The sequence below is a fragment of the Devosia sp. Z6_126 genome, from assembly GCF_058133495.1.
The window spans coordinates 131,174-157,594 of the sequence record NZ_JBYUNO010000001.1 but is presented as its reverse complement, the minus strand read 5'-3'; the positions used below and the strand labels follow the sequence as shown (position 1 = coordinate 157,594).

28 protein-coding genes and 1 tRNA gene are annotated in these 26,421 nt (G+C 62.2%); 19 read left to right on the top strand and 10 right to left on the bottom strand.

All coding sequences use genetic code 11. The features are described from left to right. Positions 1–76: 76 nt before the first annotated feature. The 5 genes from AC3YOG_RS00790 (at position 77) to AC3YOG_RS00770 (ending at position 4,326) form a co-directional block, all read left to right on the top strand. Positions 77–152: transfer RNA gene (locus tag AC3YOG_RS00790), tRNA-Phe, on the top strand. Between the two features lie 405 nt (positions 153–557). Beyond that, positions 558–1,787 carry a glycosyltransferase family protein gene (locus tag AC3YOG_RS00785; protein ID WP_489933707.1) on the top strand — a complete coding sequence of 410 codons (1,230 nt, stop codon included), beginning with the start codon at positions 558–560 and terminating at the stop codon, positions 1,785–1,787. After that, positions 1,784–2,608 carry an ABC transporter permease gene (locus tag AC3YOG_RS00780; protein ID WP_489933706.1) on the top strand — a complete coding sequence of 275 codons (825 nt, stop codon included), beginning with the start codon at positions 1,784–1,786 and terminating at the stop codon, positions 2,606–2,608. The genes AC3YOG_RS00785 and AC3YOG_RS00780 overlap by 4 nt, the downstream gene beginning before the upstream one ends. After that, on the top strand, positions 2,605–3,348 hold the full coding sequence (locus AC3YOG_RS00775; protein ID WP_489933705.1) for an ABC transporter ATP-binding protein: 744 nt from the start codon (positions 2,605–2,607) through the stop codon (positions 3,346–3,348). Before AC3YOG_RS00780 ends, AC3YOG_RS00775 begins: the two co-directional genes overlap by 4 nt. Before the next feature lie 705 nt (positions 3,349–4,053). Continuing rightward, a complete protein-coding gene (locus AC3YOG_RS00770; RefSeq protein WP_489933704.1) occupies positions 4,054–4,326 on the top strand; it encodes a hypothetical protein in 273 nt (90 codons plus the stop codon). Positions 4,327–4,336: 10 nt separating this feature from the next. Here AC3YOG_RS00770 and AC3YOG_RS00765 read toward each other — a convergent pair whose 3' ends face one another. Continuing rightward, positions 4,337–4,873 (bottom strand): GFA family protein, encoded by a 537-nt coding sequence (locus AC3YOG_RS00765; protein ID WP_489933703.1) that lies wholly within the window; start codon positions 4,871–4,873, stop codon positions 4,337–4,339. Between the two features lie 175 nt (positions 4,874–5,048). Beyond that, positions 5,049–5,276, bottom strand: a complete 228-nt coding sequence (locus AC3YOG_RS00760; protein ID WP_489890663.1) for a DUF2798 domain-containing protein — start codon at positions 5,274–5,276, stop codon at positions 5,049–5,051. A gap of 274 nt (positions 5,277–5,550) precedes the next feature. Here AC3YOG_RS00760 and AC3YOG_RS00755 point away from each other — a divergent pair, with 274 nt between their 5' ends. After that, entirely contained in the window at positions 5,551–6,576 is a 1,026-nt protein-coding gene (locus tag AC3YOG_RS00755; protein WP_489933702.1) for an SDR family oxidoreductase, read from the top strand. 65 nt (positions 6,577–6,641) lie between these two features. On the opposite strand, the gene AC3YOG_RS00750 is transcribed toward AC3YOG_RS00755, so the two are convergent. Continuing rightward, positions 6,642–7,808, bottom strand: a complete 1,167-nt coding sequence (locus AC3YOG_RS00750) for a FecR domain-containing protein (protein WP_489933701.1) — start codon at positions 7,806–7,808, stop codon at positions 6,642–6,644. 151 nt (positions 7,809–7,959) lie between these two features. On the opposite strand from AC3YOG_RS00750, the gene AC3YOG_RS00745 reads away from it, so the two are divergent. Continuing rightward, entirely contained in the window at positions 7,960–8,478 is a 519-nt protein-coding gene (locus tag AC3YOG_RS00745) for an outer membrane protein (RefSeq protein ID WP_489933700.1), read from the top strand. A gap of 90 nt (positions 8,479–8,568) precedes the next feature. Here the strand turns inward: AC3YOG_RS00745 and AC3YOG_RS00740 are convergent, their stop codons facing one another. Together AC3YOG_RS00740 and AC3YOG_RS00735 are read right to left on the bottom strand one after the other, a co-directional pair. Beyond that, positions 8,569–10,383: a TadE/TadG family type IV pilus assembly protein gene (locus AC3YOG_RS00740; protein ID WP_489933699.1), complete on the bottom strand. Its 1,815-nt coding sequence runs from the start codon at positions 10,381–10,383 to the stop codon at positions 8,569–8,571. Positions 10,384–10,449: 66 nt separating this feature from the next. Next, the gene (locus AC3YOG_RS00735) at positions 10,450–11,061 is read right to left on the bottom strand and encodes a L,D-transpeptidase (RefSeq protein WP_489933698.1); all 612 of its coding nucleotides are present in this window, start codon (positions 11,059–11,061) and stop codon (positions 10,450–10,452) included. Between the two features lie 140 nt (positions 11,062–11,201). Between AC3YOG_RS00735 and AC3YOG_RS00730 the strand changes: the two genes are divergently transcribed. The 6 genes from AC3YOG_RS00730 (at position 11,202) to AC3YOG_RS00705 (ending at position 16,746) form a co-directional block, all read left to right on the top strand. Further along, the gene (locus AC3YOG_RS00730; RefSeq protein ID WP_489934533.1) at positions 11,202–11,846 is read left to right on the top strand and encodes a DNA-3-methyladenine glycosylase I; all 645 of its coding nucleotides are present in this window, start codon (positions 11,202–11,204) and stop codon (positions 11,844–11,846) included. 311 nt (positions 11,847–12,157) lie between these two features. Next, on the top strand, positions 12,158–12,415 hold the full coding sequence (locus AC3YOG_RS00725) for a hypothetical protein (protein WP_489933697.1): 258 nt from the start codon (positions 12,158–12,160) through the stop codon (positions 12,413–12,415). A gap of 90 nt (positions 12,416–12,505) precedes the next feature. Then, entirely contained in the window at positions 12,506–14,002 is a 1,497-nt protein-coding gene (gene hisS / locus AC3YOG_RS00720; RefSeq protein WP_489933696.1) for a histidine--tRNA ligase, read from the top strand. 136 nt (positions 14,003–14,138) lie between these two features. After that, entirely contained in the window at positions 14,139–15,203 is a 1,065-nt protein-coding gene (locus AC3YOG_RS00715) for an ATP phosphoribosyltransferase regulatory subunit (RefSeq protein WP_489933695.1), read from the top strand. Beyond that, positions 15,200–15,907 (top strand): ATP phosphoribosyltransferase, encoded by a 708-nt coding sequence (gene hisG / locus AC3YOG_RS00710; RefSeq protein WP_172122537.1) that lies wholly within the window; start codon positions 15,200–15,202, stop codon positions 15,905–15,907. The genes AC3YOG_RS00715 and hisG overlap by 4 nt, the downstream gene beginning before the upstream one ends. Before the next feature lie 86 nt (positions 15,908–15,993). Next, complete coding sequence (locus AC3YOG_RS00705; protein ID WP_172122538.1) at positions 15,994–16,746, top strand: TSUP family transporter; 753 nt, start codon at positions 15,994–15,996, stop codon at positions 16,744–16,746. A gap of 5 nt (positions 16,747–16,751) precedes the next feature. Here the strand turns inward: AC3YOG_RS00705 and AC3YOG_RS00700 are convergent, their stop codons facing one another. The 3 genes from AC3YOG_RS00700 to groES all read right to left on the bottom strand — a co-directional run bounded on the left by AC3YOG_RS00700 (position 16,752) and on the right by groES (position 19,135). Next, positions 16,752–16,994 (bottom strand): BrnA antitoxin family protein, encoded by a 243-nt coding sequence (locus AC3YOG_RS00700; protein WP_127752122.1) that lies wholly within the window; start codon positions 16,992–16,994, stop codon positions 16,752–16,754. 138 nt (positions 16,995–17,132) lie between these two features. Next, the gene (gene groL / locus AC3YOG_RS00695) at positions 17,133–18,773 is read right to left on the bottom strand and encodes a chaperonin GroEL (protein WP_127752123.1); all 1,641 of its coding nucleotides are present in this window, start codon (positions 18,771–18,773) and stop codon (positions 17,133–17,135) included. Between the two features lie 71 nt (positions 18,774–18,844). Then, positions 18,845–19,135 carry a co-chaperone GroES gene (groES, locus tag AC3YOG_RS00690; RefSeq protein WP_127752124.1) on the bottom strand — a complete coding sequence of 97 codons (291 nt, stop codon included), beginning with the start codon at positions 19,133–19,135 and terminating at the stop codon, positions 18,845–18,847. Between the two features lie 184 nt (positions 19,136–19,319). Between groES and AC3YOG_RS00685 the strand changes: the two genes are divergently transcribed. The 3 genes from AC3YOG_RS00685 to AC3YOG_RS00675 all read left to right on the top strand — a co-directional run bounded on the left by AC3YOG_RS00685 (position 19,320) and on the right by AC3YOG_RS00675 (position 20,928). Then, a complete protein-coding gene (locus AC3YOG_RS00685) occupies positions 19,320–19,682 on the top strand; it encodes a DUF427 domain-containing protein (protein ID WP_489933694.1) in 363 nt (120 codons plus the stop codon). Between the two features lie 61 nt (positions 19,683–19,743). After that, complete coding sequence (locus AC3YOG_RS00680; protein WP_127752126.1) at positions 19,744–19,941, top strand: hypothetical protein; 198 nt, start codon at positions 19,744–19,746, stop codon at positions 19,939–19,941. Between the two features lie 21 nt (positions 19,942–19,962). Then, a complete protein-coding gene (locus AC3YOG_RS00675) occupies positions 19,963–20,928 on the top strand; it encodes a DMT family transporter (protein WP_349236674.1) in 966 nt (321 codons plus the stop codon). Here the strand turns inward: AC3YOG_RS00675 and AC3YOG_RS00670 are convergent. Next, complete coding sequence (locus AC3YOG_RS00670) at positions 20,925–21,470, bottom strand: dihydrofolate reductase family protein (protein WP_489933693.1); 546 nt, start codon at positions 21,468–21,470, stop codon at positions 20,925–20,927. The genes AC3YOG_RS00675 and AC3YOG_RS00670 overlap by 4 nt on opposite strands. 65 nt (positions 21,471–21,535) lie before the next feature. Continuing rightward, positions 21,536–22,924 carry a sigma-54-dependent transcriptional regulator gene (locus AC3YOG_RS00665; RefSeq protein ID WP_489933692.1) on the bottom strand — a complete coding sequence of 463 codons (1,389 nt, stop codon included), beginning with the start codon at positions 22,922–22,924 and terminating at the stop codon, positions 21,536–21,538. A gap of 139 nt (positions 22,925–23,063) precedes the next feature. Here AC3YOG_RS00665 and AC3YOG_RS00660 point away from each other — a divergent pair, with 139 nt between their 5' ends. From AC3YOG_RS00660 to AC3YOG_RS00650, 3 genes are all read left to right on the top strand, one after another. Next, positions 23,064–24,296, top strand: a complete 1,233-nt coding sequence (locus AC3YOG_RS00660; protein WP_489933691.1) for an EAL domain-containing protein — start codon at positions 23,064–23,066, stop codon at positions 24,294–24,296. A gap of 83 nt (positions 24,297–24,379) precedes the next feature. After that, positions 24,380–25,246: a TIGR01459 family HAD-type hydrolase gene (locus tag AC3YOG_RS00655; RefSeq protein ID WP_489933690.1), complete on the top strand. Its 867-nt coding sequence runs from the start codon at positions 24,380–24,382 to the stop codon at positions 25,244–25,246. Positions 25,247–25,252: 6 nt separating this feature from the next. Beyond that, positions 25,253–26,224, top strand: a complete 972-nt coding sequence (locus tag AC3YOG_RS00650; protein ID WP_489933689.1) for a bifunctional riboflavin kinase/FAD synthetase — start codon at positions 25,253–25,255, stop codon at positions 26,222–26,224. Positions 26,225–26,421: the final 197 nt, after the last annotated feature.

The following is a 26,421-nucleotide window of genomic DNA, read 5'->3' as shown; positions in this document are numbered from 1 at the left end:
GCTTTGGCTCTTGCACCGGCAAAACCGATCTCCTATAAGGCCCTCGGCTTCAGCCAAGGCGGTTCACCCCGCCACTGCCCGGGTAGCTCAGTTGGTAGAGCAGCGGATTGAAAATCCGCGTGTCACTGGTTCGATTCCGGTCCCGGGCACCACTAACCCAAATGCTTTGGTGGGGGTGGGGGCGCCTAGTGTGTGCTATTTACGTGCAGCGCAGCTATTATGAATAGCAAGGGCGCGCCAAACCGCGATAACTCAGTTTCGTGGAAAGTTCGGCCTGCTCTCCGACTGCGAAACGGGATCAGGAATGTTCGTCATCAGCTTTTTGGCGTCTTAGCCATGCGTCCTGAGGATGAAGGGTGTTGCGTAGATGTTATGGCGAAAAGTGGGATAGCATGGTAAAGAGCCTGTCGTACCAAATGCGGCACGGCTTAGCATTTTGCTTTCCGTAGTAGGTGTTCGGTCCTGCACAAAGTAGCTGGCATGTTGAGAGTTCAATGAAACACACTCATATTATACGGGACCCAGCCGCGGCCGTCCAGGGCAAGCGGAAGCTTCTTATGATCTCCAGCTACCGCAGGCCTTGTGGTATCGCCCAGTACGTTGAATTCCTGGAGACGCCACTGCGTAACCAGAATGAGTTCGACATTGAGATTGCTGCGCTGCCAGTTGATTTGTTCCGCGCTCAAGGTCCTTACGCTAGGGCTGCTTCGCGGAAGCTCTTTGCTGATATTCTGGATAAGGCGCGAGACGCTGACGTGGTTAGCCTGCAGTTCGAGCCTGGCTTATTAGGGTTAACGCCTTTGAAAATCTGGCAGCGGCTTAACGATATTATTGAGGCAAGCAAAAAGGTTGTTATCACCTATCACACCGTGCCTCCAATGGGGGGGGCTAAGCTTGAGTTCAGCCTCCAGGGCCTCAAAAACATTGTTCGATCTTCGCGCGGCAACTTCGTCTTCGACAGGCTTTTCCGGTCGGTTAGACGAAACCCGCAGAAGTTCCGACACTTGGTGCAGACTCGCAGGGAAGCAAGTAATTTCGCCCTGCTGGGTATTCCTTCCGACACTATAATTGCAGAGCCGCTCTCTTTCATTGATCAGGAAACGAGAGCGCAGTTGACGAACTCCGAGATAGCTCGCGGCGCATTAGAGGAGCGGTACGGCGTTCAAGGCAAGTTTGTGATCGGCTGCTTTGGTTTTCTGTCGCCCTATAAGGGGATCGAAGTGGCGATTGGTGCCATGCGTCACTTGCCTGAGAATTACAGTTTGATGGTCGTAGGCGGACTTCACCCAGAGGGCATCGCCCGCCATACTGTAGCGCAGCCATACGTGCAGAAACTCGTTACGGCGCTGGAACGTCGAGGCGACGAGAAGGGTGGTAAGGGCGCAAGTAGAATTCGCGGATCCTTGGCGCACAGAGTGCACTTCTGCGGCTCGCTGGGCAACGCTGAGTTCAACGAAGTTATGGCCGCTTGTGACGCAGTGGTGCTGCCTTATGCGGAGGTTGGACAAACTTCCTCTGGCCCAGCTGCGTTGGCGCTTGATATGCAAAGGCCGGTGTACTGCTCACGCACGCACTGCTTCAAAGAGTTGGATCGTTTCCAGCCCGGCATGATTAGCTTCTTCGAGATCGGTAACCACATCGAACTTGCGCAGAAGCTGTCTCGACGAGATGGAGAAATTGCGAGTCGCAGGTTCGCGCAGCAGGAATATCTTGACAACCACAACGTAGAAAAACGCTCTCAGATATATGTGAATGCCGCGTTACAGTTGGCTAAGGTTCTCCCATGACACCAGTTCGCAATGACTGGCGATGGGTGGAGCGGACCTTCCTGGGAGATCTTGCGGTCCTATCAACTCAACGTGGACTCGCTTGGCAGTTGTATCTCGCGGAAATCGCCGAGCACCGCAGGAGTTCGGGAATAGGATTGTTCGCGCCCTTTATATCGGTGCTTGTTCACGTTGCGTTATTAGGGATGGTGATGGCTCTGGTATTTAACGAGCCGGTGGATACGTTCATCCCTTTTTTTGCAGTCTCGTTCTCTTTGTGGCAAGCGATCTCCACCTACATCTCAGAGGCATCTCATGCCAATGAGAAGGTTAGCCGCTATCTGTCCTTTCCAACCGTGTCAGGCTACATAGTTTATCTCGTCACCTGTTATGAGTTCGCTACTTCGCTGGTGCTGAAGTTGGTTGCATCTTTCATCGTGATCATGTTCGTGAATCCTAGCGCCCTTGAGAACAGCAATGTTCTTGGCTTTTTGATTGGGGTCGCGCTTCTGTGCTTGCTCCTGTTGTCGTGGGCATTGCCGTTCGCATTTATTTTCGATCGGCTTAGGCTGCTTCGAGGTTTTCTTCCCCAATTATTATTCGCTGTTTATCTGATTACCCCCATACTGTGGAATCCTTCACGCATACAGAGTCATCGCTGGGTTGTAGATTTTAACCCAGTATATCACGTCATTGAGGTGGTACGCGCTCCTCTGCTGTCCGGTGTGTTGCCGTTTGCTAGCGTCGCGGTGGTAATGGCGCTCTCTGCTGCTGGAGTTCTTATTTCTCGGGCCTGCTATTCTGCCAATCGTGAGTTGGTCATATACCGGTGGGTGGCATGACTACGCCTTCATCCGACATCGTGGTCAAGATCTCGAACGTCACGGTTGATATTCCGCTGCGCGGAGTCAGGAGCCGGGACTTAGCTGATGACCCCCGAATTATTCGTAAGCGGACTGGTAAACTGTTCTTGCGCGCGCTGAATGACGTGTCGCTTGAAGTTCGTCGCGGGGAGAGGATTGGGATCGTTGGTGGCAATGGTAACGGCAAGACCACATTGTTGAAGTTAATTGGTGGCATGTTACCGGCAGCTTCGGGTGCTCTGGAGGTCAGTGGCTCTATTAGGTCGTTGCTGACGATTGGCGCAGGCACGGCCCTGGCGTTGACTGGCCGGCAAAATGTTCACCTTCGGTACGCCCTCTTAGGCATCAGGACGATGAATCTTGAAGAGTATGTTCATAACGTTTCATCATTTGCAGAACTTGGGGCGTTTTTTGATTTACCTCTGGGCACGTATTCACCAGGCATGCAGAGCCGATTGCAGTTCGCTATGAGCACAGTCGAACCCGCAGATATCCTGCTGCTTGATGAATGGATGGGCGTTGCAGATCGGGACTTCCAGCACAAAGCTCATGATAGACTCGTTAGCTACATCAAAAGCAACGAGGCATTCATTTTCGCCTCCCACAACGATCGGCTGCTAAGCGAGATGACGGATCGCAAACTGCGGCTTGACAAGGGCCGGCTTGTTGAAGACAGCGCTGCAATAACGCGATCGATGGAGAAGACCTCCGCAGTGTAGAGGGTCCGCAGATTGAGCCTGCAAGCAGAGCAGATTGAAACAGTCTCTGCTGGCGGGAGATCAAACTGCCGGGAGGTCAAACCCCATCGGCGTTTCCCTGCGGCGCTTGAGCCTCCTGTCAGAAGGTCTAGTCTGCCTGAATAAACTGTGCCACGATTGACTTGGCCGTACGTGCAGCCATCGGCAAGTAGCTAATGCTTCTTGTGGAGTAGCGCGTTGCTGAAGTCGATAGTCAACTGCGCCGTTCCTCACAACACGATCCAGTATTAGCGGCGGTGATGGTTCCTTCTGCAGGCTCGGTTTCCAGCGGCTCTGAGTGCTAGGCGACTACGAGAGTTCGCCGCTGACCACCGATGAATAGCACTAGCGACTGAAGGCAGTTTTGTGCATTTCGCGAGATTTAATGTCATGGGGTCGGCGCGTAGACGCTTAATGCGGGCCGAATGACGCAGGCACGACCATCAAAATTGGTGCTATGTCGCGCTTCTTTAAGAGCGCTTTCCTGATTGGTATGCGTTTGTTTCTGTAGGGAATCTGGGAACGTTCCTCATACGGGGTGCGATCTCCAATCCAGCTCATACAAACCTAGCGCCTAAAGGACGTGGGTCTATGTGATGCTCCTGCTATCCGGCAGAGTACGTCGGGGCACCTTCCTCGACACTTTGTGCCATTCATGGCAGATGGAGGCCAGCAAGAGGAGTGGCGATGCACGTCTATGTTTTCAGCGGCCAGGGATCGATCATCGGCTATTCCCCCGATCTGTCCGGGGCCAATCTGCCTGAACGGTTTGGGCCATGGGCCATGACCCGTGCACTCGACATGGTGGCGGGGGAAACCCAGCGGCCTTCCGTGGATACCGAGGCTTGCCTGAACGACATCGAGGCGGTCGGCTATCATCTCACCGAGCGGGGCCAGAGGATCACTGCCGACCAGGATTCGGTGCGCACCACCGCACCCGTGCGCCGCACCTCGGCTTAGGCGCAAGTCGTTAGGCTTCGAGCTTGCCACCCACCGGTAGATAGGGGCTGCGAAAACCCATGGCCATCCATGCTCCCAACAGCTTGGCAAAGAACGACACGGACTGATGCTTGCGATTGGGCACGTCGCCGGGAAGCACCGAGGGATCGGGCAGGTCGGAGGTCATGGTGCGCATCTCCACCGGCGGCAGCGCCTCTTGGGGCCACAGGCCAGCGTAAAGGCTGAACCAGTGCCCGCCCTTGAAATCCAGAAACACCGGCGTGTTGCAGCATGTTGCCACGACGCGCCGCGTGCCTGCTTCGGGCGACAGGCGGAATTCGCGTAAACCATCGAGCCCGCCCAGGAACGTGACCCGGTCCTTGCGGTAAAGAACGAACCTGGTGGTGCCGTGTTCGCCAAGGATCGGCGCTGCGCCCTTCAGTTGTTCGAGCCGGGCCCCGGCTTGCCGGCAACTTCTGCAGCAGCATTCGGTGCTGATGATGGGTGCGCCGCTCAGCACAAGGCGCACCTGGCCGCAGCGACACCCGATCTCGTTTATCCCCTTCATTGCCGGCTTCTCCCTTTCTCGTCTGGCCCGCCACCCTATGAAGCACAGGACGTTGACCGGGCGGTGATTCCGACACGGCAGCGGCAAGCTTTGCCGGGGCAGGGCCGGGTGACGCCAGCCAAGGCTGACGCCGCCCTTGTTTGCCTCAGCGAATGGCTTTTCGAGGAAAAACCAATCAGGCGGTAGGGCGAACCAGGCGATGGGCAATGGCAAAGCCGATGCGGCCGGTGAACAGCGTCAGCACAAAGGCGATGGGCCAGGCGGTGATGAACTGGCGTGGCCAGGCCTGCAGCCACTCGGTGGTCGGCCCCATCACCAGCAAGCCCATGATGCCGGACATGGAAAGGGCCATCATGAAGGTGATGCAGAGCTGGGCTACGAGGAGGGTCTTCTTGTCGGTCATTGCGGTTCTCTCAAAGGAGGACGGCACATGACGAAAGTTCGCTTCCGCCAGGCACCATCCCGATATGGGTTGATGCCGTGGGTTCGCTGGAGCGACTGTATCCCGCTTGCGCAGGGGCCGGAATAACCACACCGGCCTCACAATTTTTTCGACTCGAAAGTTTTAGCTCAAAACGCGCCTGGCCGCAAACCGCCAGCTCACCGTCTTGTGCGGCTTCTTGACTGAACCAGGGTTGGACGCGGGCGTTAGCTGGCATTCCATTCAAAGGTGCACAATGCCTGCCAAGCTCAAACCTCTCAGCCAGCAGGTGATTGTGATCACCGGCGCGACCAGCGGCAATGGCCTGGCTACGGCCGAGCAGGCGGTGCGCCGCGGCGCCAAAGTCGTGCTTGCTGCCCGCAGTGCCGATGACCTGGAGCGGGTGGCGGTCCGCCTGCGAGCTGGGGGAGGGGAGGTCGCGATCTGCCCGGCCGATATGGCCGACAATGCTGCGGCTGAGCGCATCGCGCAAGCGGCCATAGACAGCTTTGGTGGCTTTAACACCTGGGTCAACAATGCGGCGGCGGCCACTTATGGAACCATGCAACAGGTGACGCTCGCGGATCATCGCCGGGTATTTGAGGTGAATTATTTCGGCGTGCTGATGGGCTCGCTGGTCGCCGCGCGCCATCTGCGCGCTAAGGGAGGCGCGATCATCAATCTGGGCTCAGTGCTGTCGGACCGCACCATGATCTTGCAGGGCCCTTATTCAGCCTCCAAACACGCCGTGCAGGCGGCGACGGATGCCCTGCGCATGGAACTGGAGGAGGAGGGGGCGCCCATTTCGGTCACCCTGATCAAGCCCGGCGCCATTCATACGCCGTTCCCCGAACATGCCCGCAATTATCTCGATGCGCCCCCGCGCCTGCCGCCCGTGCTTTACGATCCCGAGCTCGTCGCGGACGCGATCCTGTTTGCCGCCGAGCATCCGCGGCGCCAGTTGTATGTCGGGGGGGCCGGTTTCCTGATTACGCTGGCCGGACGGCTGGCACCGCGTTTGACGGATCGTTTGCTGGAGGGTGTAGGGCGGCCGCTGCAGATTGCGCCCCGGGAGCCGGGCGACCCAAGCCTGCGCGACAATCTCTATCAGCCTCGTCCGGACGGCAAGCGCGAGGGCAACCAAAACTTCCATGTGCGCCGCCACAGCACTTTGCTCGCGGCGCAAAAGCATCCCCTGGCTGCCACGCTGATCGCCGGGTTGGTGGGCGCGGTGGTTCTCAGCGCCCTGCAAGGGAGCGGGGGCAAGTCCCGGCATAGCTAAAGCGCTCCCCGCCGGGCAAGGCGGGCAAAAGCTGTCGATGCCGGCAGCTTTTTGCTTGCTGGCGATTAATCCTTCTTGCCGTTGTTGGCACCGGGCCCGTTGCCGTTGTTGGAGCCAGGGCCGCTGTCGCCTCTGCCAGGCCCCTTGTCGTCTTGATCGTGGTTGTGACCCGGCCCGCCGCCTGGATTGCCGCCATTGCCGTTGCCGTTGCCGTTATTGCCCTTGTCGTTGCCGTGATCATCCTTGTCAGGCTTGTCGGGGCCATTCCCATGGCCGTTCCCGTTATTGCCTGGTCCGGGACCGCCATTGCCGGGGCCGCCATTACCGTTGCCTTGGCCCCCGCCGTTGTTTCCGCCGTTGCCGTTGCCGTAACCCTGGCCATTGCCATTGCCATTGCCATTGTTGCCGTTCCCGGCTCCGCCGTTTCCGTTTCCGTTTCCGTTTCCGTTCCCGCCGTTGCCGGCACCATTGCCGCCGTTCCCCGCACCGTTGTTCCCGTTGTTCCCGCCACCATTGCCGGTGCTGCCCCCGTTATTGTCGGATGGCGTCGTGCCGGGCCGTCCTGGATCGGGTTGGGTGCCGCCGTCTGGTTGGGGGTTCGACTCGCTCGCTGTTGTGGAGATGCTGGGCGGCTCTGCGGGAGCGCTGGATGGAGTGGCGGTCGGCTGGGTGACGATCTCGCCGACCTCGGGGCCGACCGAGGCGGACTCGCCGGCTGCAACGCTGGCAACCTGCCCGCTATCATTGTCGCTGACCGAAACCTCGCCGCGCTCCACATCGACGCGCGATGCGGTGTCGCTGGTTTGCACGGAAAAGCGGGTGCCCTTGACTACGGCTGCGAGGTAAGGTGTTTCCACCGCGAAGTGCTCGACATTGCGCACTTCGGCTTCCACGCCAACTTCGCCGAAATACTGGCGCACAGTAGTATAGGGCAACGCGCCGGCAGCCGCGTCAAAGATCTGAACCTGGGTGCCCGGGCTTAGATCAAGCCGCTCTTTGCCACGCGTAAAGGTAACCCGCCCATCGGTAGCGGTCTGGATGGGTCGGTTGTCGGGCACCACGTCGCCGCGTTGCAACTGCACCCATTGGCCGTTTTCAAGCGCGAACACCCCGCCGCGCAGCCGCTCGGCGACCCAATCGTCCGCCAAGCTTACACTTGTGGCCAAAGCAAAGGCGGCAACAGTCAGGAGGCCGGTACGCATGAACCGGCGGGATAAACTTGGGGAACGCATGAAAACACTCCAGAATTCATGGTAATAATGCCAGTGGAGTACCAGTAAACCCTTAAGATGTTCGGCAAAGTGGCGGCTAGCTGCGCGCGATATTTTAAGGCAATGTTAACCACGTTTGGTGCCAAGTGCGTCGATCACCGGAGCGCTTCGCATGAATCCCAAGACCCTTGCCCTGCTTGCCTGCATCTCGCTGGCGGCTGTTCCAACCGTCGCGCAGGGCGCCGAGGCCTTTGCGCAGCTCGATGTGCCGGCGCTGCCGACCGAGTACGAAGTGGCTGTCGACTGGAGCGGCTTTTACGCCGGCGTTCTGGGTCAGGCCGTGGTCAGCCCGGACTCCACTGGCGGCATCGCCGCCGCTCTCGGCTATAGCTGGGCCGCTGGTGAACTGATCCTGAGCGGTGAAGCGGGCGTAGCCCGGTTTGGCGACGGCAGCGTCGATCTCTCCGCCCTGGCCCGCGCCGGCTTTCTCCCAAGCGAAACCCTGATGATCTTTGCCCTTGCTGACCTCGGCACCAACTCGGACACGGATGCCTTTGCCGGTCTGGGCGCCGGCGCCGAACTGGCGCTGTCCGCCAATTTTTCGCTGCGTGGGCAGTATGAGTACCGCACCGATCTCTCGTCGGACGATGCCCGCCACCTCGCCGCCTTCGGCTTTGCCTATCGGTTCTAGTCCGCTCGCCCCCCGTAACTCTCCTTTTCTTGCATCCAATGCCTCGCTTTCCCGGCGAGGCATTGTTGCATCGGGCACGACGCTGCCGAGTTACTTAGCCAGCCGCAACTGCGCCAGCTGCCCAGCAATGCGCCGGAACACGTCCTTGAGCTCGGCCGGGGTTTTTGGGAAATAGGCATAGCCTTCTCCCGACGAACAATCAGTCAGCACTTTGGTCGCCTGCGCATTGGGGGAACTCAGCCCAATCGTGAACACCTTCATGTCCGCCGCCTTGGCCGTGGCGCAGGTGGTTACGGTTTTAGCATCCATGGCAGCTGTCATGGCAGCCGTGCTTAGAATGTTGCGTTCGTTCTCGTTGTTGGGAATGCCGTCGGTGTCCGCCAGCCGACCGTCTTTGGGAAACCCCCACGAAAAGTAGCTGTCGCTTCCGGGAGGTTGGTTATACCCATCGGTCATGATGATCAGGTTCTTGGACACAGCGGCGTTGGTGTTCACTAGAGCCTCGGTTAACGGCTCGGTGGGGGAAAGCGCATGCACGCCCCACATTGCCCCTTGCTGGATGTTGGTCTGGCCGTCAGGTGTCATCGCCCGAATACGCGCAAGAACGTCTGTAACCGAATGGGTCAGCGGCAGCAGGGGAACGCTCGGGCAGTCGGCATTGGGGCCGCTACCGGCCGCGTCAGCGACCGTGGTGCCGTTGTATTTGCACACCCGCTCCTGCAACTCGCGCGCGCTGAGCGGGCTGAAAGTCGAAGTGGTGGTCAATACCCCATTGGAGATGGAACTCTGTGTTTCCTCCGCATTGGTCCAGTTGGTGCCGATGCAACTCGACGTAGAATTCGTCGTCGAGTTGCCCACGCGGTGACTGTAAGTCGTCGTCGTCGGTCCGGTGCAATAGGCATAACCAAAGATGCTGCGACAGTCGGTTTGTTTCACAGTGCGGACGCAGTGGTCGATAGCGCAGCGTCCCGCAGTGATGTTCAGGTTGCCCAGGTCGGACAGATAATCATTACCGCCGTTCCGGTTGGTGTCAGGCGAGAACATCGGCAGGAACTTGAGCTGCGGTGTGTTCGGCGCCGCATCCGTGGTGTCATGCGGAGCCCGCCGGGCCTCCACGCAGCCGCGCCATGGCACTTTGGTTTGCTCGAACAGCTTTTTGCGATCGACGATGCCATCAAAGACATTGCTGTCATTGTCGTCACTATCGAAATTCGCCTTGGCGATCGCTGATGCCCCAGCCCAGTCGAGCCAGGCCGCATTGCTGAACTGCGGGCCCACATTGACCATGATGGTGAAGGGCACAATGCTGATGGCCACGTTCGGCGCGGGGTTGCGCGTATCGAGCGGTGCGCAGGCGTCGTTTACCTTGTCATAAAACAGGATATTGGTGGCGCACGCGGCCGCCTCCTTGAGATATTCCATGCGCCGGCTCTGCCCCATGGAGCCGGAGTTATCCAGCACCATCGCCACTTCCAGCTCAAGCATCTGCCTTGTAGCTTCCGAAACGATCCGCGCTTCCAGTGAGGGAACCCCCACGAGCTGCACAAAGGCGGTGGGCACTTTGATATGCGCTTGCAAGAACAGGGTGCCGCTCGCCGGATCAGTCCGAACCGTCTCGATGCTTGCTTCCACCCGGGCATCGCCAATGCGTTCTAGCAGCAGCGCCTCGGCCTTGGTCTCGATATCCGCCCTGTTGATCGGAACCTTGAAGATCTCGCCTTGCAGCGCGAGTGCCGCCGCATCGAGGGCCAGCTGGCCGCGGTTGCGGGTCTGCTCCAGCGTCACATAATCCACCACGGCCCCGCCCATGGCCACCAGCACAATGGCCATCAAGCCAAAGATCACGGCAAAGACCCCGCGCTCGTCGGAGCCGAAATTGCGGAGCAGGCAAAGCAAGCGAGGCATGGCGGGCGCACCCATGGCTAGAGGCCCCGGTGGCGAGGCCCCGCCATTTTGCGTGACAAACCCTTACTAAAGCACAATCACCTTGGTGCGCAGCTGCACCCGCTCATACAGGTCAACCACATCGTCATTGGTCATGCGGATACAGCCCGAGGAGACGTTCTGCCCGATGGTCCAGGGCTCATTGGTGCCGTGGATGCGATACAGGGTCGAGCCCAGGTAAAGGGCGCGGGCGCCCAGCGGGTTGTTGATGCCCCCTTCCATGTGGCGGGGCAGATCCGGCCGGCGCTTGAGCATGGCGGCTGGCGGCGTCCAGCTTGGCCATTCCGCCTTGCGGCTCACCCGGTGCGTGCCGCGCCACTCAAAGCCGCTCTTGGCAACGCCGATGCCGTAGCGCAGCGCCTGGCCATCGCCGAGGATGTAATACAGGAAGTGCTCGGACGTATCGATGATGATGGTCCCGGCGCGCTCCTTGGTCGTGACCTGCACCACGGTGCGTTGAAACTGCGCGGGAATGCGATTGCTGGATCGCACCATCACGACTTCCGGCGGTGGGCTGTAGCCGCCCGTCACGCCCGGAGGGGGCAGGAACCGCCAACCCGGAGGCAGGGCCTGCGCCGGCAGCGACACTGAAAGGCAAAGCATCAGCGCCAGGGCGCTTTTGAGGTAAGGTAAACCCATAGCAACAGCTCCAATCCGTTTATTGCCGGCCAATATGGCGTTAAATACCCAAAGCCTGATAAACCCAGAACGTTAATGGCCACCAAGCTGCCACAATTCGCTTTGGCTAAAACTGAACCAAGACCCGTGTTGTGACGACCATGCCTGAAGCATTGCCGGAGAGTAACCGGTGTCCATGGGCGGGCGCCGACCCGATTTATCAGCATTACCACGATGCCGAGTGGGGCCGCCCCGTTACCGATGACCGGCGCTTGTTTGAAAAGATCTGCCTGGAGGGCTTCCAGTCCGGCCTGTCCTGGATCACCATCCTGCGCAAACGCGAGCGTTTTCGCGCGGTGTTCCATGATTTCGACATCGCCCGCGTTGCGGCGATGACGCCCGAAGATGTGGAAACCCTGCTGCTTGACCCCGGCATCATCCGCCACCGTGGCAAGATCAACGCCACGATTAACAATGCCCGCTGCGCCTTGCAACTGATCGAGGAGTTCGGCTCGCTTGCCGCCTATTTCTGGCGCTTCGAGCCAGCCCCCGACCAGCGTCCCACCGACCTGAGTTGGGACGCCTTGCGTCTCGTCGCGCAAACCGATGCCTCGCGTGCCTTGTCCAAGGACCTCCGCAAGCGCGGCTTCAACTTTGTCGGCCCGACCACCTGCTACGCCTTCATGCAGGCAATGGGTCTGGTCAATGATCACGTTCACACTTGCTTTTGCCGTGCCGAAGTCGAGGCCGCGCGGGCAAGCCTGGTGCGCCCCAGCTTAGTTGTTGCTCGGGCGCAACAGCCCTGACCTTCTGCGACAACCTGCCGCATTCCCGCTTGCTCCTCGCAAGTTCGTGAGCTAAACGAGCGGGGTCCAGCAACGCCATTCGGGAGGCACCAGCAATGACAGTTTGCATTCGCGTACGCCGCCGAATGAATTCCATGCAGCTCCGACACCGAGGCTAAACCCTCCGTTTCTGCCCTGCCGGCACTCGTGCCACTGGACATCATCCAGCCTCCACATCGGTGATGCGCGTAAATCGGGTCGTTTGCGGCCAGGATTCCGCTCATCACCACCATCCAACAGAAGGCCGGCGCCTAATCGCGTCCGGAACAGCCATGTCACATCAGTTTGACGGGCGCAGCATTGTGCTGCGCGTTGAATATTCCATCGCCGATGCCGTGCAGCAGCGCGGGCTCATCCCCGTGCTCATCGCGGCGCTGCGCGCTTATTGGAGCCGGCCACGCCTGCCTCCGGACCTGCCCGCCTATCTGCGGGCCGATATCGGCCTAGGACCCGTGTCGGAGCCCGCGCACTGGCTTGACGTGCCGATCAATCCTCATGGCGGCGGTCCCGCGCCGCCACCGCCCTTGTGAGGGCAGGGGTGGGCTGGATTGACCCGGCCCACCCCTGTTGTCACCCCTTGGCCGATCCGCTAAGGACGACGCGTGCCCCAGGACCGCCCAATGACCCAAAAAGCCAAGCTGATCGCTCCGCGCCTGCCGCGCGGCTTTGAAGACCGCACGTCCGGCGAGATCGCGGCCGTTGATGCCATGGTGCAAACCATCCGCCAGGTCTATGAGCGCTATGGCTTTGATCCGGTGGAAACGCCGCTGTTTGAATACACCGAAACCCTCGGCAAATTCCTGCCCGATACCGACCGGCCCAATGCCGGCGTGTTTTCGCTCCAGGACGATGACGAGCAGTGGCTGAGCCTGCGTTATGACCTGACTGCGCCGCTCGCCCGCCACTTCGCCGAGAATTTCGAAACCCTGCCCAAGCCCTATCGCTCCTATCGGCAGGGTTATGTGTTCCGCAACGAAAAGCCAGGCCCCGGCCGCTTCCGCCAGTTCATGCAGTTCGATGCCGATACCGTTGGGGCCGCCGGCCCCGAGGCGGACGCCGAAATGTGCATGATGATGGCCGATGTCATGGATGCACTCGGCCTGCAGAACCAGTATGTGGTGCGCGTCAACAATCGCAAGGTGCTCGATGGCGTGCTGGCGACCGCCGGCGTCGGCACTGAAGAGCAAAAGCTTATCGTGCTGCGTGCCATCGACAAGCTCGACAAGTTCGGCATCGACGGCGTCAAGCTGCTGCTGGGCGCCGGCCGCAAGGACGAAAGCGGCGACTTCACCAAGGGCGCTGGCCTGTCGGCCGAACAGATCGAGCCCATCTTGGGCTATCTCGAAAGCGGCACTCCCGCGCCGGGCGTGGAAAAGGGCAGCAATGCCCATGTCATCGCCACCATCAACAATCTTGCCGGCCTGATCGGCGGCTCGGCAACCGGGCTTGAGGGCGTGCAGGAATTGGCATCGATCTTTGGCTTGGTCAGCGCCGCTGGTTTTGGCGGCCGCGTCGTGCTCGACCCCTCCGTCGTGCGCGGCCTCGAATATTACACCGGTCCAGTTTTCGAGATCGAACTCACCTTCAAGGTGCAAAACGAAAAGGGTCAGGACGTGGTGTTCGGCTCGGTGGGCGGTGGCGGGCGCTATGATGGCCTCGTGTCCCGCTTCCGGCGCGAACCTGTCCCAGCCACCGGCTTCTCCGTTGGCGTGTCGCGCCTGGCCAATGCGCTCAAGCTCACCGGCAATCTCAAGTCAGCCGAACCGGTCGGCCCGGTTGTCGTGCTGGTGATGGATAAGGACCAGACCGCCGGCTACGCCGCGATGGTGTCCGAGCTGCGCGCTGCCGGCATCCGCGCCGAGATGTTCCTCGGCAACAGCAAGAATTTCGGCAAGCAGGTCGCCTATGCCGACAAGCGCAATTCTCCTGCCGTGATCATCGAAGGCTCGCTTGAGCGCGAAGGGGGCATTTTGCAGGTCAAAGATCTGGTAGCCGGCAAGCAGGCCGCTGCCGCCATCACCGACAATGCCGAATGGAAAGCCGCCCGCCCCGGCCAGTTCGAGATCAAGCGCGAAGACCTGGTATCGGCCATCCAGCAGCTGCTGAGCGAGCAATGACCGGGGCCCTGATCGGATCGGAAAGCACACCAGGAGCTCAAGGCTCCTGCCCTCCCTCCCCCTTGAGGGGAGGGCCGGGGAGGGGGTCATTCAGTGAGTTACCCAGCCAGGCTTATCCTCAATCCGGAGCGGTCGCATGACGCACGCCGCTTACCGTCGCGCCCAGCTCGAATCCCTGGTGGAGGCTCAGGGCGCCACCCGGGCCGCGCCGCCCCTGCTGCTGCCGGCCGATCCTTATTTCGACCTGGCCGGCGAGGAATTCGGGCGGCGCTTGTTGCTGACCTCGGGTGCCAGTAGCGCGGAATACTGCCTGCGCCCCGATTTCACCCTGCCCATCGTGGCCGATTACATCGCCAATGGCGCCGGTGAGCCGGCCGCTTTTTCATATCTGGGTCCGATCTTTCGCCAGCGCGAGGGCCTTCCCGCCGAATTCGACCAGGCGGGGCTTGAACTCGTCGCGCAGCCCAATGGCGATGTGGCCCTCGATCAGGTGCTGACCTTTGCCCGCGCCGCGCTCGACCTTTATGGCGTGCGCCCGCATATCCGGCTGGGTGGCGTTGGCTTGTTCGAGGCCCTGTTGGCCCAGGCCGATATGCCCGCGCCCTGGCGCCCCCGCATCCGCCACCGCTTCGGCCACACCGAGGCCATGGCTCGGCTGCTCAGCCGGCTGGAGGCCGCCCCCGACGCTCCCCGCGCCGAGCAGCCCACGCGCGAAGCGCTGATCGGCGAGATTACCGAAAACATGGTGGCGGCGGGCCTCAGCCTGTCGGAAGGACGCACCCCCACCGAAATCGCCGACCGCTATCTCGAGCAGCAGGCGCTTGATGCCGCCCATGTGCCCCCCGCAACCCTGGCGCTGCTGCGGGACTATCTCGCCATTTCCGGCCCCGTATTGCAGGCGCTGACCCGGCTCGAAGCCCTGGCGGCGCGGCACCGGCTGATGCTGGGCGCCCCCATTCGTACCATTCGCCGGCATCTCGACAATCTGGGCGAAGCGCATGTGAGCTTTGACGCCAGCTTCTCGCCCCGGCTCGATTATTATACGGGCATTGTTTTCGAGATGCGCGGTCCCGGCGGCGCCGTCCTGGTGTCGGGCGGGCAATATGATCGGCTGCTCGAGCGCCTCGGCGCTACGGCGCCCATCGCCGCCTCCGGCTGCGCCGTGTGGGTTGATCGTTTGGAGGCCGAGTTAGCGCAATGACCGGCCTTACCCTTGCCGTGCCCTCCAAAGGGCGCCTTGAAGAGCAAACCCGTGACTGGTTCGCCGCCCGTGGCCTCGAGATCACCCGCCCCGGCGGCGCGCGCTCTTATCTGGGCGCAGTGGACGGACACCCTGAGATCACCGTGCGCTTTTACCCCGCGGCCGAGATTGCGCGCGAATTGATCCGCGGCACCATCGATCTGGGCGTCACCGGGCTCGACCTGATCCACGAAACCAGCGAAGTCGGGCCGGCCGCCGTTGCGGTTGCGGCCGAGCTGGGTTTTGGCAATGCCGATGTGGTGGTCGCCGTGCCCGATAGCTGGATCGATGTCACCCATCTCCATGATCTGGCCGATGTCGCTTCCGACTTCCGCTCCCGCCACGGCCGTTGGCTGCGCATTGCTACCAAATATATCACCGTCACCCGCCAGCATTTCGCCCGCGCCGGCATTGCCGAATACCGGACGGTCGAAAGCCTCGGGGCCACTGAAGCCGCGCCCGCGTCGGGCGTAGCCGATATCATCGTCGATATCACCAGCACCGGCTCGACCCTTGCCGCCAACGGCCTGCGCGTATTGGAAGACGGCGTGATGCTGCGCAGCCAGGCCTGCTTGTTTGTGTCGCGTGGCGCCGATTGGACGCCAGAGCGTCGCGCGGCGCTCGAGAACATATTGGGCACGTTAGGGGCCGCCGCCGACTTCTAGCGCTGCGCCCCATTGCCAGCCCTCCCCATTGGCGGCTAAGCCAAGTGCCGACTCTTCCGCCCGCCGCCTAACCCCCGGACCCTGATATGCTGCTCGATCCCCTTGTGCTGCTGGCGCTCGCTGGCGCTGGCATGCTGGCCGGCTTTGTTGACGCCATCGCCGGGGGAGGGGGCATGATTTCGCTGCCCGCGCTGCTTTCGGCCGGCGTGCCGCCCGTGGCCGCGCTCGCGACCAACAAGCTGCAGGGCGTGGTGGGAACAAGCCTTGCGGCACTGACCTATTGGCGGCGCGGCTTTGTCACCCTGCGCAAGCTCGTGCCCGCGCTCTTTACTACTTACGCCGGCAGCCTTGTTGGCGCTCTCGTGGTCAAGCAGATAGACGTGACCCTGCTCGATGTCGCGGTGCCGGTGGCGCTGATCGGGGTGGCGCTGTATTTCCTTTTCGCCCCCAACTTGTCCGACCTCGATCGCGCGCCGCGGCTGCGCTTCGAGCTCTTCGTGCCCCTGATGGGCTTTGTGCTGGGCTTTTACGATGGCGTGTTCGGCCCCGGCACCGGCTCGTTCTTCACCATCGGCTTTGTGATGCTGTTCGGGCTTGGCATCACCCGCGCCGCCGGCAACACCAAGATCCTCAACCTCACGTCCAACCTTTCGGCCCTGATCATCTTCATCATCGCCGGGGACGTGGTCTGGCCAGCCGCCATCGCCATGTCGGTTGGCCAGGTCGTGGGCGGCTATGCCGGCGCGCGCATCGGCATCCGGTTCGGGGCCAAGATCATCCGCCCGCTGGTGGTCGTCGTCTCGATCATCCTCGCCTTGCGCCTGCTGATCTTCCGCTAAAAAACCTAGTCCTCGGGCTCCAGCCCGGCGGCCTGGCGCAGCGCCGCGTTGATGCGCTCCTGCCAGCCCGGCCCATCCTCCTGGAAATGCTCCAGCACCGCCCGGTCGAGCCGCAGCGACACCAGTTCCTTGCCAGCCGGTGGCGTTGCCGCCTTGGCGGGTGCCGCAGGTGCAGCTGGTTTGCTCGTGGCGCTCTTGAAGGCGGCTTCCGCCTGGTCGTAAGCGCTTCCGCGTCGTGGCGTCCGCATGCAATCCTCGTGGGTTGAGAGCCCTCACTCTAGCGCGGGATCGGCGCAAGAAAAAGGCGCAGTGTTTCCACTGCGCCTTTCCAACCAAGATCGTGACTGGGAAGAAACGATCCTGAATTTTTTGCCTGAATGGCTGGACTAGAAGTCCATGCCGCCCATGCCGCCCATGCCGCCGCCGCCCGGCATTGCCGGTGCTGCGTCCTTGGGAGCCTCGACGATGAGGGCTTCGGTGGTGATCAGCAGCGAAGCAACCGAAGCTGCGTCCTGCAGGGCGGTGCGAACCACCTTGACCGGGTCGATAACGCCCAGCTGCACCAGATCGCCATACTCGCCGGTTGCGGCGTTGTAGCCGAAGGTGAGCGAGGAGTTCTCGAGGATCTTGCCCACAACCACGGAGCCTTCGGCACCGGCGTTATTGGCAATGGTGCGTACGGGCTCCTGCAGAGCGCGCTTGACGATGGCGATACCAGCGTCCTGGTCGGCGTTGATGCCCTTGACGGTCATTGCGTTGGAAGCGCGCAGCAGTGCCACGCCACCACCAGCAACAATGCCTTCTTCAACGGCAGCGCGGGTAGCGTTGAGAGCGTCATCGACGCGGTCCTTGCGCTCCTTGACTTCCACTTCCGTGGAGCCGCCGACGCGGATCACGGCGACACCGCCAGCGAGCTTGGCCAGGCGTTCCTGCAGCTTTTCCTTGTCGTAGTCCGAAGTGGTTTCCTCGATCTGCGCCTTGATCTGGCCAACGCGGCCCTGGATGTCTTCCTGGGTGCCGGCACCGTCAACGATCGTGGTGTTTTCCTTGGTGATCTCAACGCGCTTGGCAGTGCCCAGCATGTCGATAGTCACATTCTCGAGCTTGATGCCGAGATCTTCGGAGATCACCTGGCCACCGGTCAGGATGGCGATGTCTTCCAGCATGGCCTTGCGGCGGTCGCCAAAGCCAGGAGCCTTGACGGCAGCAACCTTGAGGCCACCGCGCAGACGGTTGACGACGAGGGTCGCGAGAGCCTCACCTTCAATGTCTTCGGCAATGATCAGCAGCGGGCGCTGGCTCTGCACAACCGACTCGAGGATCGGCAGGATAGCCTGCAGGTTCGAGAGCTTCTTTTCGTGCAGGAGGATCACGGGATCTTCCAGAACGGCAGTCATCTTCTCGGCATTGGTCACAAAATAGGGGCTGAGATAGCCGCGGTCGAACTGCATGCCTTCAACGACATCGAGCTCGGTCTCGGCAGTCTTGGCTTCCTCGACAGTGATCACACCCTCGTTGCCGACCTTCTGCATGGCTTCGGCAATCATGTCGCCGATGGACGATTCGCCATTGGCGGAAATGGTGCCGACCTGGGCGACTTCGGACGACGACTTGATCTTGGACGAAGCGGCCTTGAGCGAAGCCACGACTTCTTCCACGGCCATGTCGATGCCGCGCTTCAGATCCATTGGGTTGAAGCCGGCGGCAACAGCCTTGACGCCTTCAACAACAATGGCCTGACCCAAAACGGTCGCGGTGGTGGTGCCGTCGCCGGCGATATCGTTGGTCTTGGAGGCGACCGAACGCAGCAGCTGCGCGCCCAGGTTCTCGAACTTGTCTTCCAGTTCGATTTCCTTGGCAACGGTCACGCCGTCCTTGGTGATGCGCGGAGCACCGAACGACTTTTCGATAACGACGTTACGACCCTTGGGGCCCAGGGTCACCTTGACCGCATTGGCCAGGATGTTGACGCCACGCAGCATCTTGTCGCGCGCGTCGGTGGAGAACTTTACTTCTTTAGCTGCCATGTGAGGCGCTCCTTAAAGTGCAGACAGGGAAAAGGGCAGGGGAAGCGGGCTATTTGACCGAGCAAATAGCCTTACGCTTCGACGATGCCCATGATGTCGGATTCTTTCATGATCAGCAGGTCTTCACCGTCGACCTTGACTTCGGTGCCGCTCCACTTGCCAAACAGCACGCGGTCGCCGGCCTTGACGTCCAGCGCCACAACCTTGCCGCTGTCATCGCGGGCACCTGGGCCAACTGCAACAATAACGCCTTCGGAGGGCTTTTCCTTGGCGGTGTCGGGAATGATGATCCCGCCTTTAGTCTTTTCCTCGCTGTCGAGACGGCGGACGACCACGCGGTCGTGGAGGGGACGGAAGCTCATGATTGCTCCTATAGCATCATCGGGACTGCAAATTCGCGCCCTTTGGCACTCACCGAGTGAGAGTGCTAACAGGGTGTCGCTGATATATGCAGGGGGCGCATCCGAGTCAAGCCGGGGCAGGGTGAACCCCGGGCGGGGATGATGCGTTGAGCACCGATACGCACAGCTAGAAAGGCACGAGATCATGCCCGTTCAATGTCTTGATAAGGACATCAAGATCCGGCCGGCCGAAGGCCGCGTCCATGTCATCTTCGATGATGCGGAAATTGCCGATTCCATCCGGGCGCTGGAAGTCGATGAGCCCGGCTCCCCGCTGCGCATTTACCTGCCGCGCGAGGACATCCAGCCCGGCATTCTCGAAGCAACCGATACCCACACCACCTGCCCCTATAAGGGCGAGGCCTCCTACTACACCATCAAGACCCTGACGGCGACTGCCGAGGATGCTGCCTGGTATTATCCCGATCCTTGTCCACTGGTGGAGCCCATCCGCGATATGATCGCCTTCTGGGGCGACAAGATCGAATATCGCCGCACAGCGGTTTAACCGCCATTGCGGGTTGCCTTGGGGCTTTCATCGCCCCAGGGCTTGGGGCATAAGGGAAGCCATGAACACACCAGCTCAACCCCTCCAGATCCGCCTGCGCCTCAAGGGCGGCAGTGGCCAGAACGCCAATTGGCAATGGGAACTGCTCGATGCCGCCGGCGCCGTTGTCAAATCCGGCAGCGCCATGGGCCCCGAGCACAAGGCCTTCGCCACCGCCCGCCAGGCCAAGGAAAAACTCGAAAAAGCCGCTGCCAACTAAGCCAGCGCAAACGAGACGCAAGTGACACTTTCCGGCGGGGCCAACCCGGCTTTTTCTCCACCTGCCACGGTTGCTCCGCTACGCGGCATCACCCTCAAGGTTGCTTCGGTCTGCGTTTTCGTGGCGATGTCGGCCCTGATCAAGGCGGCCGAGAACATCCCCGCGGGCGAACTCGTGTTCTACCGCTGCTTTTTCGCCATCGTGCCGGTGCTGGTTTATCTCGCCTGGCAGGGCAATCTTCGTTTCGGCCTGCACACCAACAATCCGTTCGGCCATGTGCTGCGTGGCCTTATCGGCATCGCCTCCATGGGCCTGAGCTTTTACGGGCTCACCATGCTGCCGCTGCCCGAGGCCATTGCTATTGGCTATGCCGCGCCGTTGGTCGTGGTGGTGCTGGGCGCCGTGCTGCTCAAGGAACGGGTGCAGCTTTACCGCTGGACGGCGGTGATCGTGGGCCTGGTCGGCGTGATCATCATGCTTTGGCCGCGGCTCACCATCCTGAGCGGGCAAACCGCCATGGGCACCGGCGAAACCCTGGGCGCGCTCGCCGCGCTGCTTGCTGCCATCTTTTCGGCCTTTGCCATGATGCAGGTGCGCCGCCTCGTGCAAACCGAGCGCACCGAAACCATCGTGCTGTATTTCTTCATCACCGGCTCGGTGCTGTCGCTGTTGACCCTGCCGTTCGGCTGGGTCTGGCCGACGCTCGAGCAGACCGTGATCCTCGTCCTGGCGGGCATTGCCGGCGGCGTTGGGCAAATCCTCCTCACTGCCAGCTATCGCCATGCCGAAATGTCGGTGATCGCTCCGTTCGAATATACCTCGCTGCTGCTCGGCCTGGCGGTGGGTTACTTCGCTTTCGGCGACATCCCGACGCTGCCCATGCTGGGCGGCGCTGCGATCGTGATCGCTTCGGGCATCTTCATCATCTTCCGCGAGCACCGCCTGGGGCTCGATCGGAACAAGGCCCGCCAGGCCAGCAGCCTTTAGGCCGCATCCCCGGGGACGCGATAGCGCGATTGCACCAGGCCCGATGGAAAGGCCTGGGTTTCCACATGCTCGAGCACCAGGTCGGCCCCAAGCGGCCCGAACAGGGGAATGCCCTCGCCGATCAACACCGGAATGCGGCTGATCACCAGATCCTCGATCAGCCCGGCGCGCAAAAACGCCTGGATCAGTTTGCCGCCGTCCACATAAGCCGCGCGCCAGCCTCGGCCCGCGACCAGTTGCATCGCCTCCTCGGGCGTTGCATCCACAATCTCGACCTTGTCGGCAATCTCCTCGGGCACATCGGTCTGGGTGATGCTGCCGCTCAGCACCAGCACGGGCTTGGAATAAAACCACGGCCGGAAATGCTTGATCACCTCATAGGTGCCGCGCCCCATGATCACCCCATCCACTCGTTCCATATGGGCGTTGAAACCGTGATCCTCGCCAAGCGTCGGGTAATCCGTCAGCCAGGCGATGTCGTCATTCTTGCGCGCGATAAAGCCATCCAGGCTGGTGCCGATAAACACATGACCAGTGGTCACAACTCACCTCCATTGCTGAACCGGGCTTGATCTAAATCCGTGCCCTGTCAACCCCTGGCAGCAGGCTAGCTGGCCACCTCCAGCCCAGCCCAGCCCTGGCGCTTGCGGTAGATGGTCGAGGGGCTGATCTCCAGGGCCGCTGCCGCCAGCGAGATATTGCCGCCAAAGCTGGCAATGGCATCCTCGATGATGCGCTGTTCCTGCTCCCACATTGGCCGCACCGGCGAACGGCGCTCGGCGCGATTGCCGCCGGGGCCCAGTTCGCCCGCTGCAGCGCTCGAAGCCACCATGGCCGCACTGACCTCGCCGCCATCGGCGAGCACGGCGATGCGCCGCATCAGATTCTCCAATTGCCGCACATTGCCGGGCCATTCCGATCCGCCCAGGACCGCAACCGCCTCGGGCGAAAACCCGGAGAACTGCTTGCCCTGCTCGCGCCCGAACCGCTCAAGGAAATGGCGGGCAAGGGGCAACACGTCGCTTGGCCTCTGCCGCAGCGGCGGCAGGTGGATCGGCAGCACATGCAGCCGGTAAAACAGGTCTTCGCGCAATTGCCGGGTTTCGATCAGCTGCGTCAGCGGCTCCTTGGTGGCGCAAACCACTCGTATATCGAGGGCGTTGGTTGGCGCCTCGCCCTCGCCAGTGATCCGGCCGGTCTGCAACAGGTGCAGCAGCTTGGCCTGCAGTTCGGGGTCGAGTTGCGCAACTTCGTCAAGAAACAGCGTGCCGCCATCCGCCCGCCGCGCCGCGCCCACGCCATCCGAGCCGGCGCCGAACAATTCGCGTGCCAGGGAATCAGCGTCGGCTGCCGCGCAGTTCACTACGACCATGGGGCGGCCAGCGCGCGGGCTGCTGCCATGCAGCGCCTCGGCGCACAAATTCTTGCCGGTGCCGCTTTCCCCGGTGATGAACACCGGGGCAGGGGAAGGCGCGATCCGCATGATCTGCTCGTAAACGGCCTGCATCGCCCCTGAGCCACCCACAAAGCCGGCAAAATCGGCCGAGGGCGGGGGCAGGGCGGGCTCACCCAAAAGGGCACTGGCCTTGCCGTGGCGCTGTGCCAGCTCGCCGATTCGCGTCAACAGCGTTGCTCCGTCAACCGGCTTGGTGAGGCAATCATGCGCCCCGGCCCGCATCGCCACCAGCGATGCCGACACCGAACCACCATCCGACAGGGCAATCACCAGCGCGCCATCGGCCAGTTTGACCAGTCGCGCCATCGCCTCGTCAGTGCCGGGATCTTCAAGGCTTCCGAGATCCACCAGCACCAGGTCAAAGGCTTCGCGCCGCAAGGTTTCCGCCCCGGTCCGGCCGCAGGCCGCCAGGGCAAGCTGTGGCGCTGGCTGCAATTGCCCCGAGAGAGCTTCTTTGAGATGCCGCACCGATCGCTGATCACGCTCGATCAGGAGCAGCCGGCCCGGCACTGCCAGGGGTCCCCCAGTGTTTGTCGCCATTGCGGCTTTGCCTTTGGTATAGTTCGACGCGCGCCGATTGTTCTCCAACAGGGTAAATATTCCGTTCCAGCCCGGGCCGGGGCGATGCTAAGAACATTGGGGCCGAATCCCGGCGCCCGTTAGGGGATCGCATCGCGCTGTGCAGGGCCTGGTTTATACCTTTATCGCGGTTTCAGCGGCGGCAGCGGGAGCTGCGGCGTATTTCGGGCTCGCCTTTACGCCCGCTCAGGCGATTCTCGCCGCGTTGGTTTTCGGCTGCATCGCCGTTACCGCCCATGAGCGTGTCCTGCGCCAGCGCGCCGAGCAGCGGCTCGAGCGCGCCATCGAGGAATTGTCGCGCCTCCTGTCCACCGATGCCAAGGCCGGCGCCGTGCTCGGCCAGCGCATCAACGCCATGGCCGACCTCAATGCCGGCCCGCGCCTAGGGGCTGTTGAAGCCGATATTTCCGTTCTGGGCACCGTGATCCGCCAGGTCGCCGAAGCCGTCGCCGATATCGAGGAAAGGGCGGCCCAACCTCAGACCGCACCCGCGGCGCTGCGACCTGCCCCAGCCGCGACCATCGTGCCGCCACCACGCGAACCTGCGATTCCGCTCGAAACCGTGCGGCGCGCCTTTGGCGAAGGGCGGCTGCTCTTTCACGTCCAGCCCGTCGTGACCTTGCCCCAGCGCCGCCCCACCGGCTTTGATCTGGTGCCGCGCCTCGCCCTTGAAGCGGGCGCATTGGCTGAACCGGCCGATTTCCTGCCCCGCCAGGGCGGCGCCGATGTGCTGCGCCAGCTCGAAAGCATCGGTTTGCTCGAAGCCATCACCCTGGCTCGCCGGGCCCGCACTGCCGGGCAAAGGCCCAATCTCTTTGTGCCGCTGTCGCGGGCGACCCTGGGCGACGGTCAGGCCGCCGAAGGGTTGATCGCTTCGCTCGAAGCCAATCGCCCCGTCGCGCCCAGCCTGATCTTTGCGATCGAAGAAGCAGAATGGCTGTCCCTGACCACCGCCGAGCGCGCCGTGGCCGACGCCGTCCACAAGAAGGGCTCAGGCTACAGCATCCTGGCCGTGCAATCGCTGCGGCTCGATGTGGGTGAACTGGCCGCGCGCGGCGTGCGCTCGCTGCGTATCGATGCCGCGCGCTTCCTCGAAGCGCCGCAATCCCTGACCGATTTCCACGCCGCCGATATCGCCGATTACCTGGCCCGCTTTGGCGTGACGCTGCTTGCCACCGGGGTTTCAGCCGAAGCACAGATCCCCGAGCTGATCGATCACCGCATCACCCTCGTGCAAGGCCCCCATCTCGGCGCTGCCGCCCCGCTACGCGGCGATCTGCTGCTCGATGGCGGCCGCCAGCCCGCGCCCGCCTTGCGTCGGGTCGAGGGCTAACTCCACCACTCCAATGCTGTTTGGGCTTGATCGGCGCCCCCAAGCTGCCACATAGCACGCAGCAGTTTATTTCGGAGTTCCCCATGACGTCTCATCCCGCCTCCATTTCCGGCCTGTCCGATCTTGCCGGTCGCTATGATGCGGTGCTGAGCGATGTGTGGGGTGTGATCCACAATGGCGTCTCCGCCTTCCCCAGCGCCGTCGACGCGCTGATCAAGTATCGCGAGGCCGGCGGCACGGCGGTGCTGATCACCAATGCCCCGCGCCCTTCGGGCCCCATCGTCGAGATGCTCGATCGCCTGGGCGTGCCCCGCACCGCCTATGACGCGATCGTTTCCTCGGGCGATGCCACCCGCACCATGATCGCTAAATATTCCGGCCGCGCGATCCACCATGTCGGCCCCGCCACCGAAGACGATGCGCTCTACGAGGGCCTCGATGTGCGCCGCACCACGGCCGATGAAGCCGAAGTGATTGTGGTCACCGATCTCGATGACGACACCCACACCCCCGAAATGTATCGGGAACGCGCCGAGCACTGGCTCGCGCGCAAGCTCCCCATGATCTGCGCCAATCCCGACCGCGTCGTGGAACATGGCGACCGCCTGATCTATTGCGGCGGCGCGCTGGGCGACCTCTACGAAGCCATGGGCGGGATCGTGCACATGGCCGGCAAACCCTATCGCCCCATCTATGAGGAAGCCTTCCGCCTCGCCGAACAGGCCGCTGGCAAGCCCCTCGACAAAAGCCGCGTGCTCGCCATTGGCGACAGCGTGCGCACCGATGCCACCGGCGCCGCCCAGTTCGGGCTCGACCTGCTGTTCATCACCGGCTCGATCCACGCGGCCGAACTCGATGCCTTCGGCAGCCCCGATCCGCAGCTGATCGCCGATCTCGTTGCCCCCAGTGGCGCCCGCCTTGCCGGCTTCCTGCCGCGCCTGACCTGGTAGGCGCGCGTGGCCTTTATTCGACTATCAGGCCTCGATGACGTCCCCGCCGCCCTGCGGGGCGCCTATGTCGCCATCGGCAATTTCGATGGCTTTCATCGCGGCCACCAGTCGATCCTGGCCGCCCTCAAGACCGAAGCGGCGCGGGCCAAGGCGCCCGCGGTGCTGCTGACCTTCGAGCCGCATCCGCGCGATGTGTTTGCGCCATCGCCCTTCATGTTCCGCCTCACCGATGGCGACGCCAAGGCGCGGCTGGCGGAAGCCCTCGGGCTCGATGGCATCGTCATCCTCCCCTTCGATCGCGCCTTTTCCCAGATCGAGGCGGAAGACTTCGTGTCGCGCTTTCTCGTCGATGCCATGAACGTCGCCGGCGTCATTGTCGGCTCCGACTTCCACTTTGGCCGGGGCCGGCGCGGTACCCCCACTTTCCTCAAGGCGGCGGGGGAGGCGGCGGGCTTTGCCGTCCAGACCCTCGACCTCATGGACGAGGGCGACGAGCCCATCTCCTCCTCGCGCATCCGCGCCGCCCTGTCGGAAGGGGCGGTCACCGCGGCCAATCGGCTTTTGGGCTACCACTGGTTCTTTGATGGTTGCGTTGTGCGCGGGGACCAGCGCGGCCGCGAACTGGGCTACCCCACGGCAAACACCATGACCCCCAACGGCTTCCAGCTTGCCCAGGGCGTCTATGCCGTGCGCGCCCGCCTGGGCAATCGCCTTTTTGGCGGCGTTGCCGCCTATGGCAAGCCCATGTTCGACAACCAGCGCCCGCCCTTTGAAACCCACCTCTTCGACTTCGACGAGGACATTTATGGTCAAACCATCACCGTCGCCCTGGTCGGCCATATCCGCGGCCAGGAAGTGTTCAGCGGCCTCGATGAACTGATCGCCGCCATGGACCGCGACTCGGGCAAAGCCCGCACCCTCCTCACCCAAGCCACCCCCCTCAGCCCGCTCGACGAACAGCTGGGTTTCGTCGGCTAGCCCAAGAACTCGGCCCCATGAGCCATCGCCTCCCCTCCCCCTTGAGGGGAGGGACCGAGGGTGGGGGTTCCGGCTTTGCCTCCGAGTGGGGCCTGGGTACGGTTCCCCTTCGCTCCTCCACTCAAGCTCAGCCGCCTGCACCCCCACCCTAGCCCTCCCCTCAAGGGGGAGGGGACCTATCGTGCCCAACTCCTTGC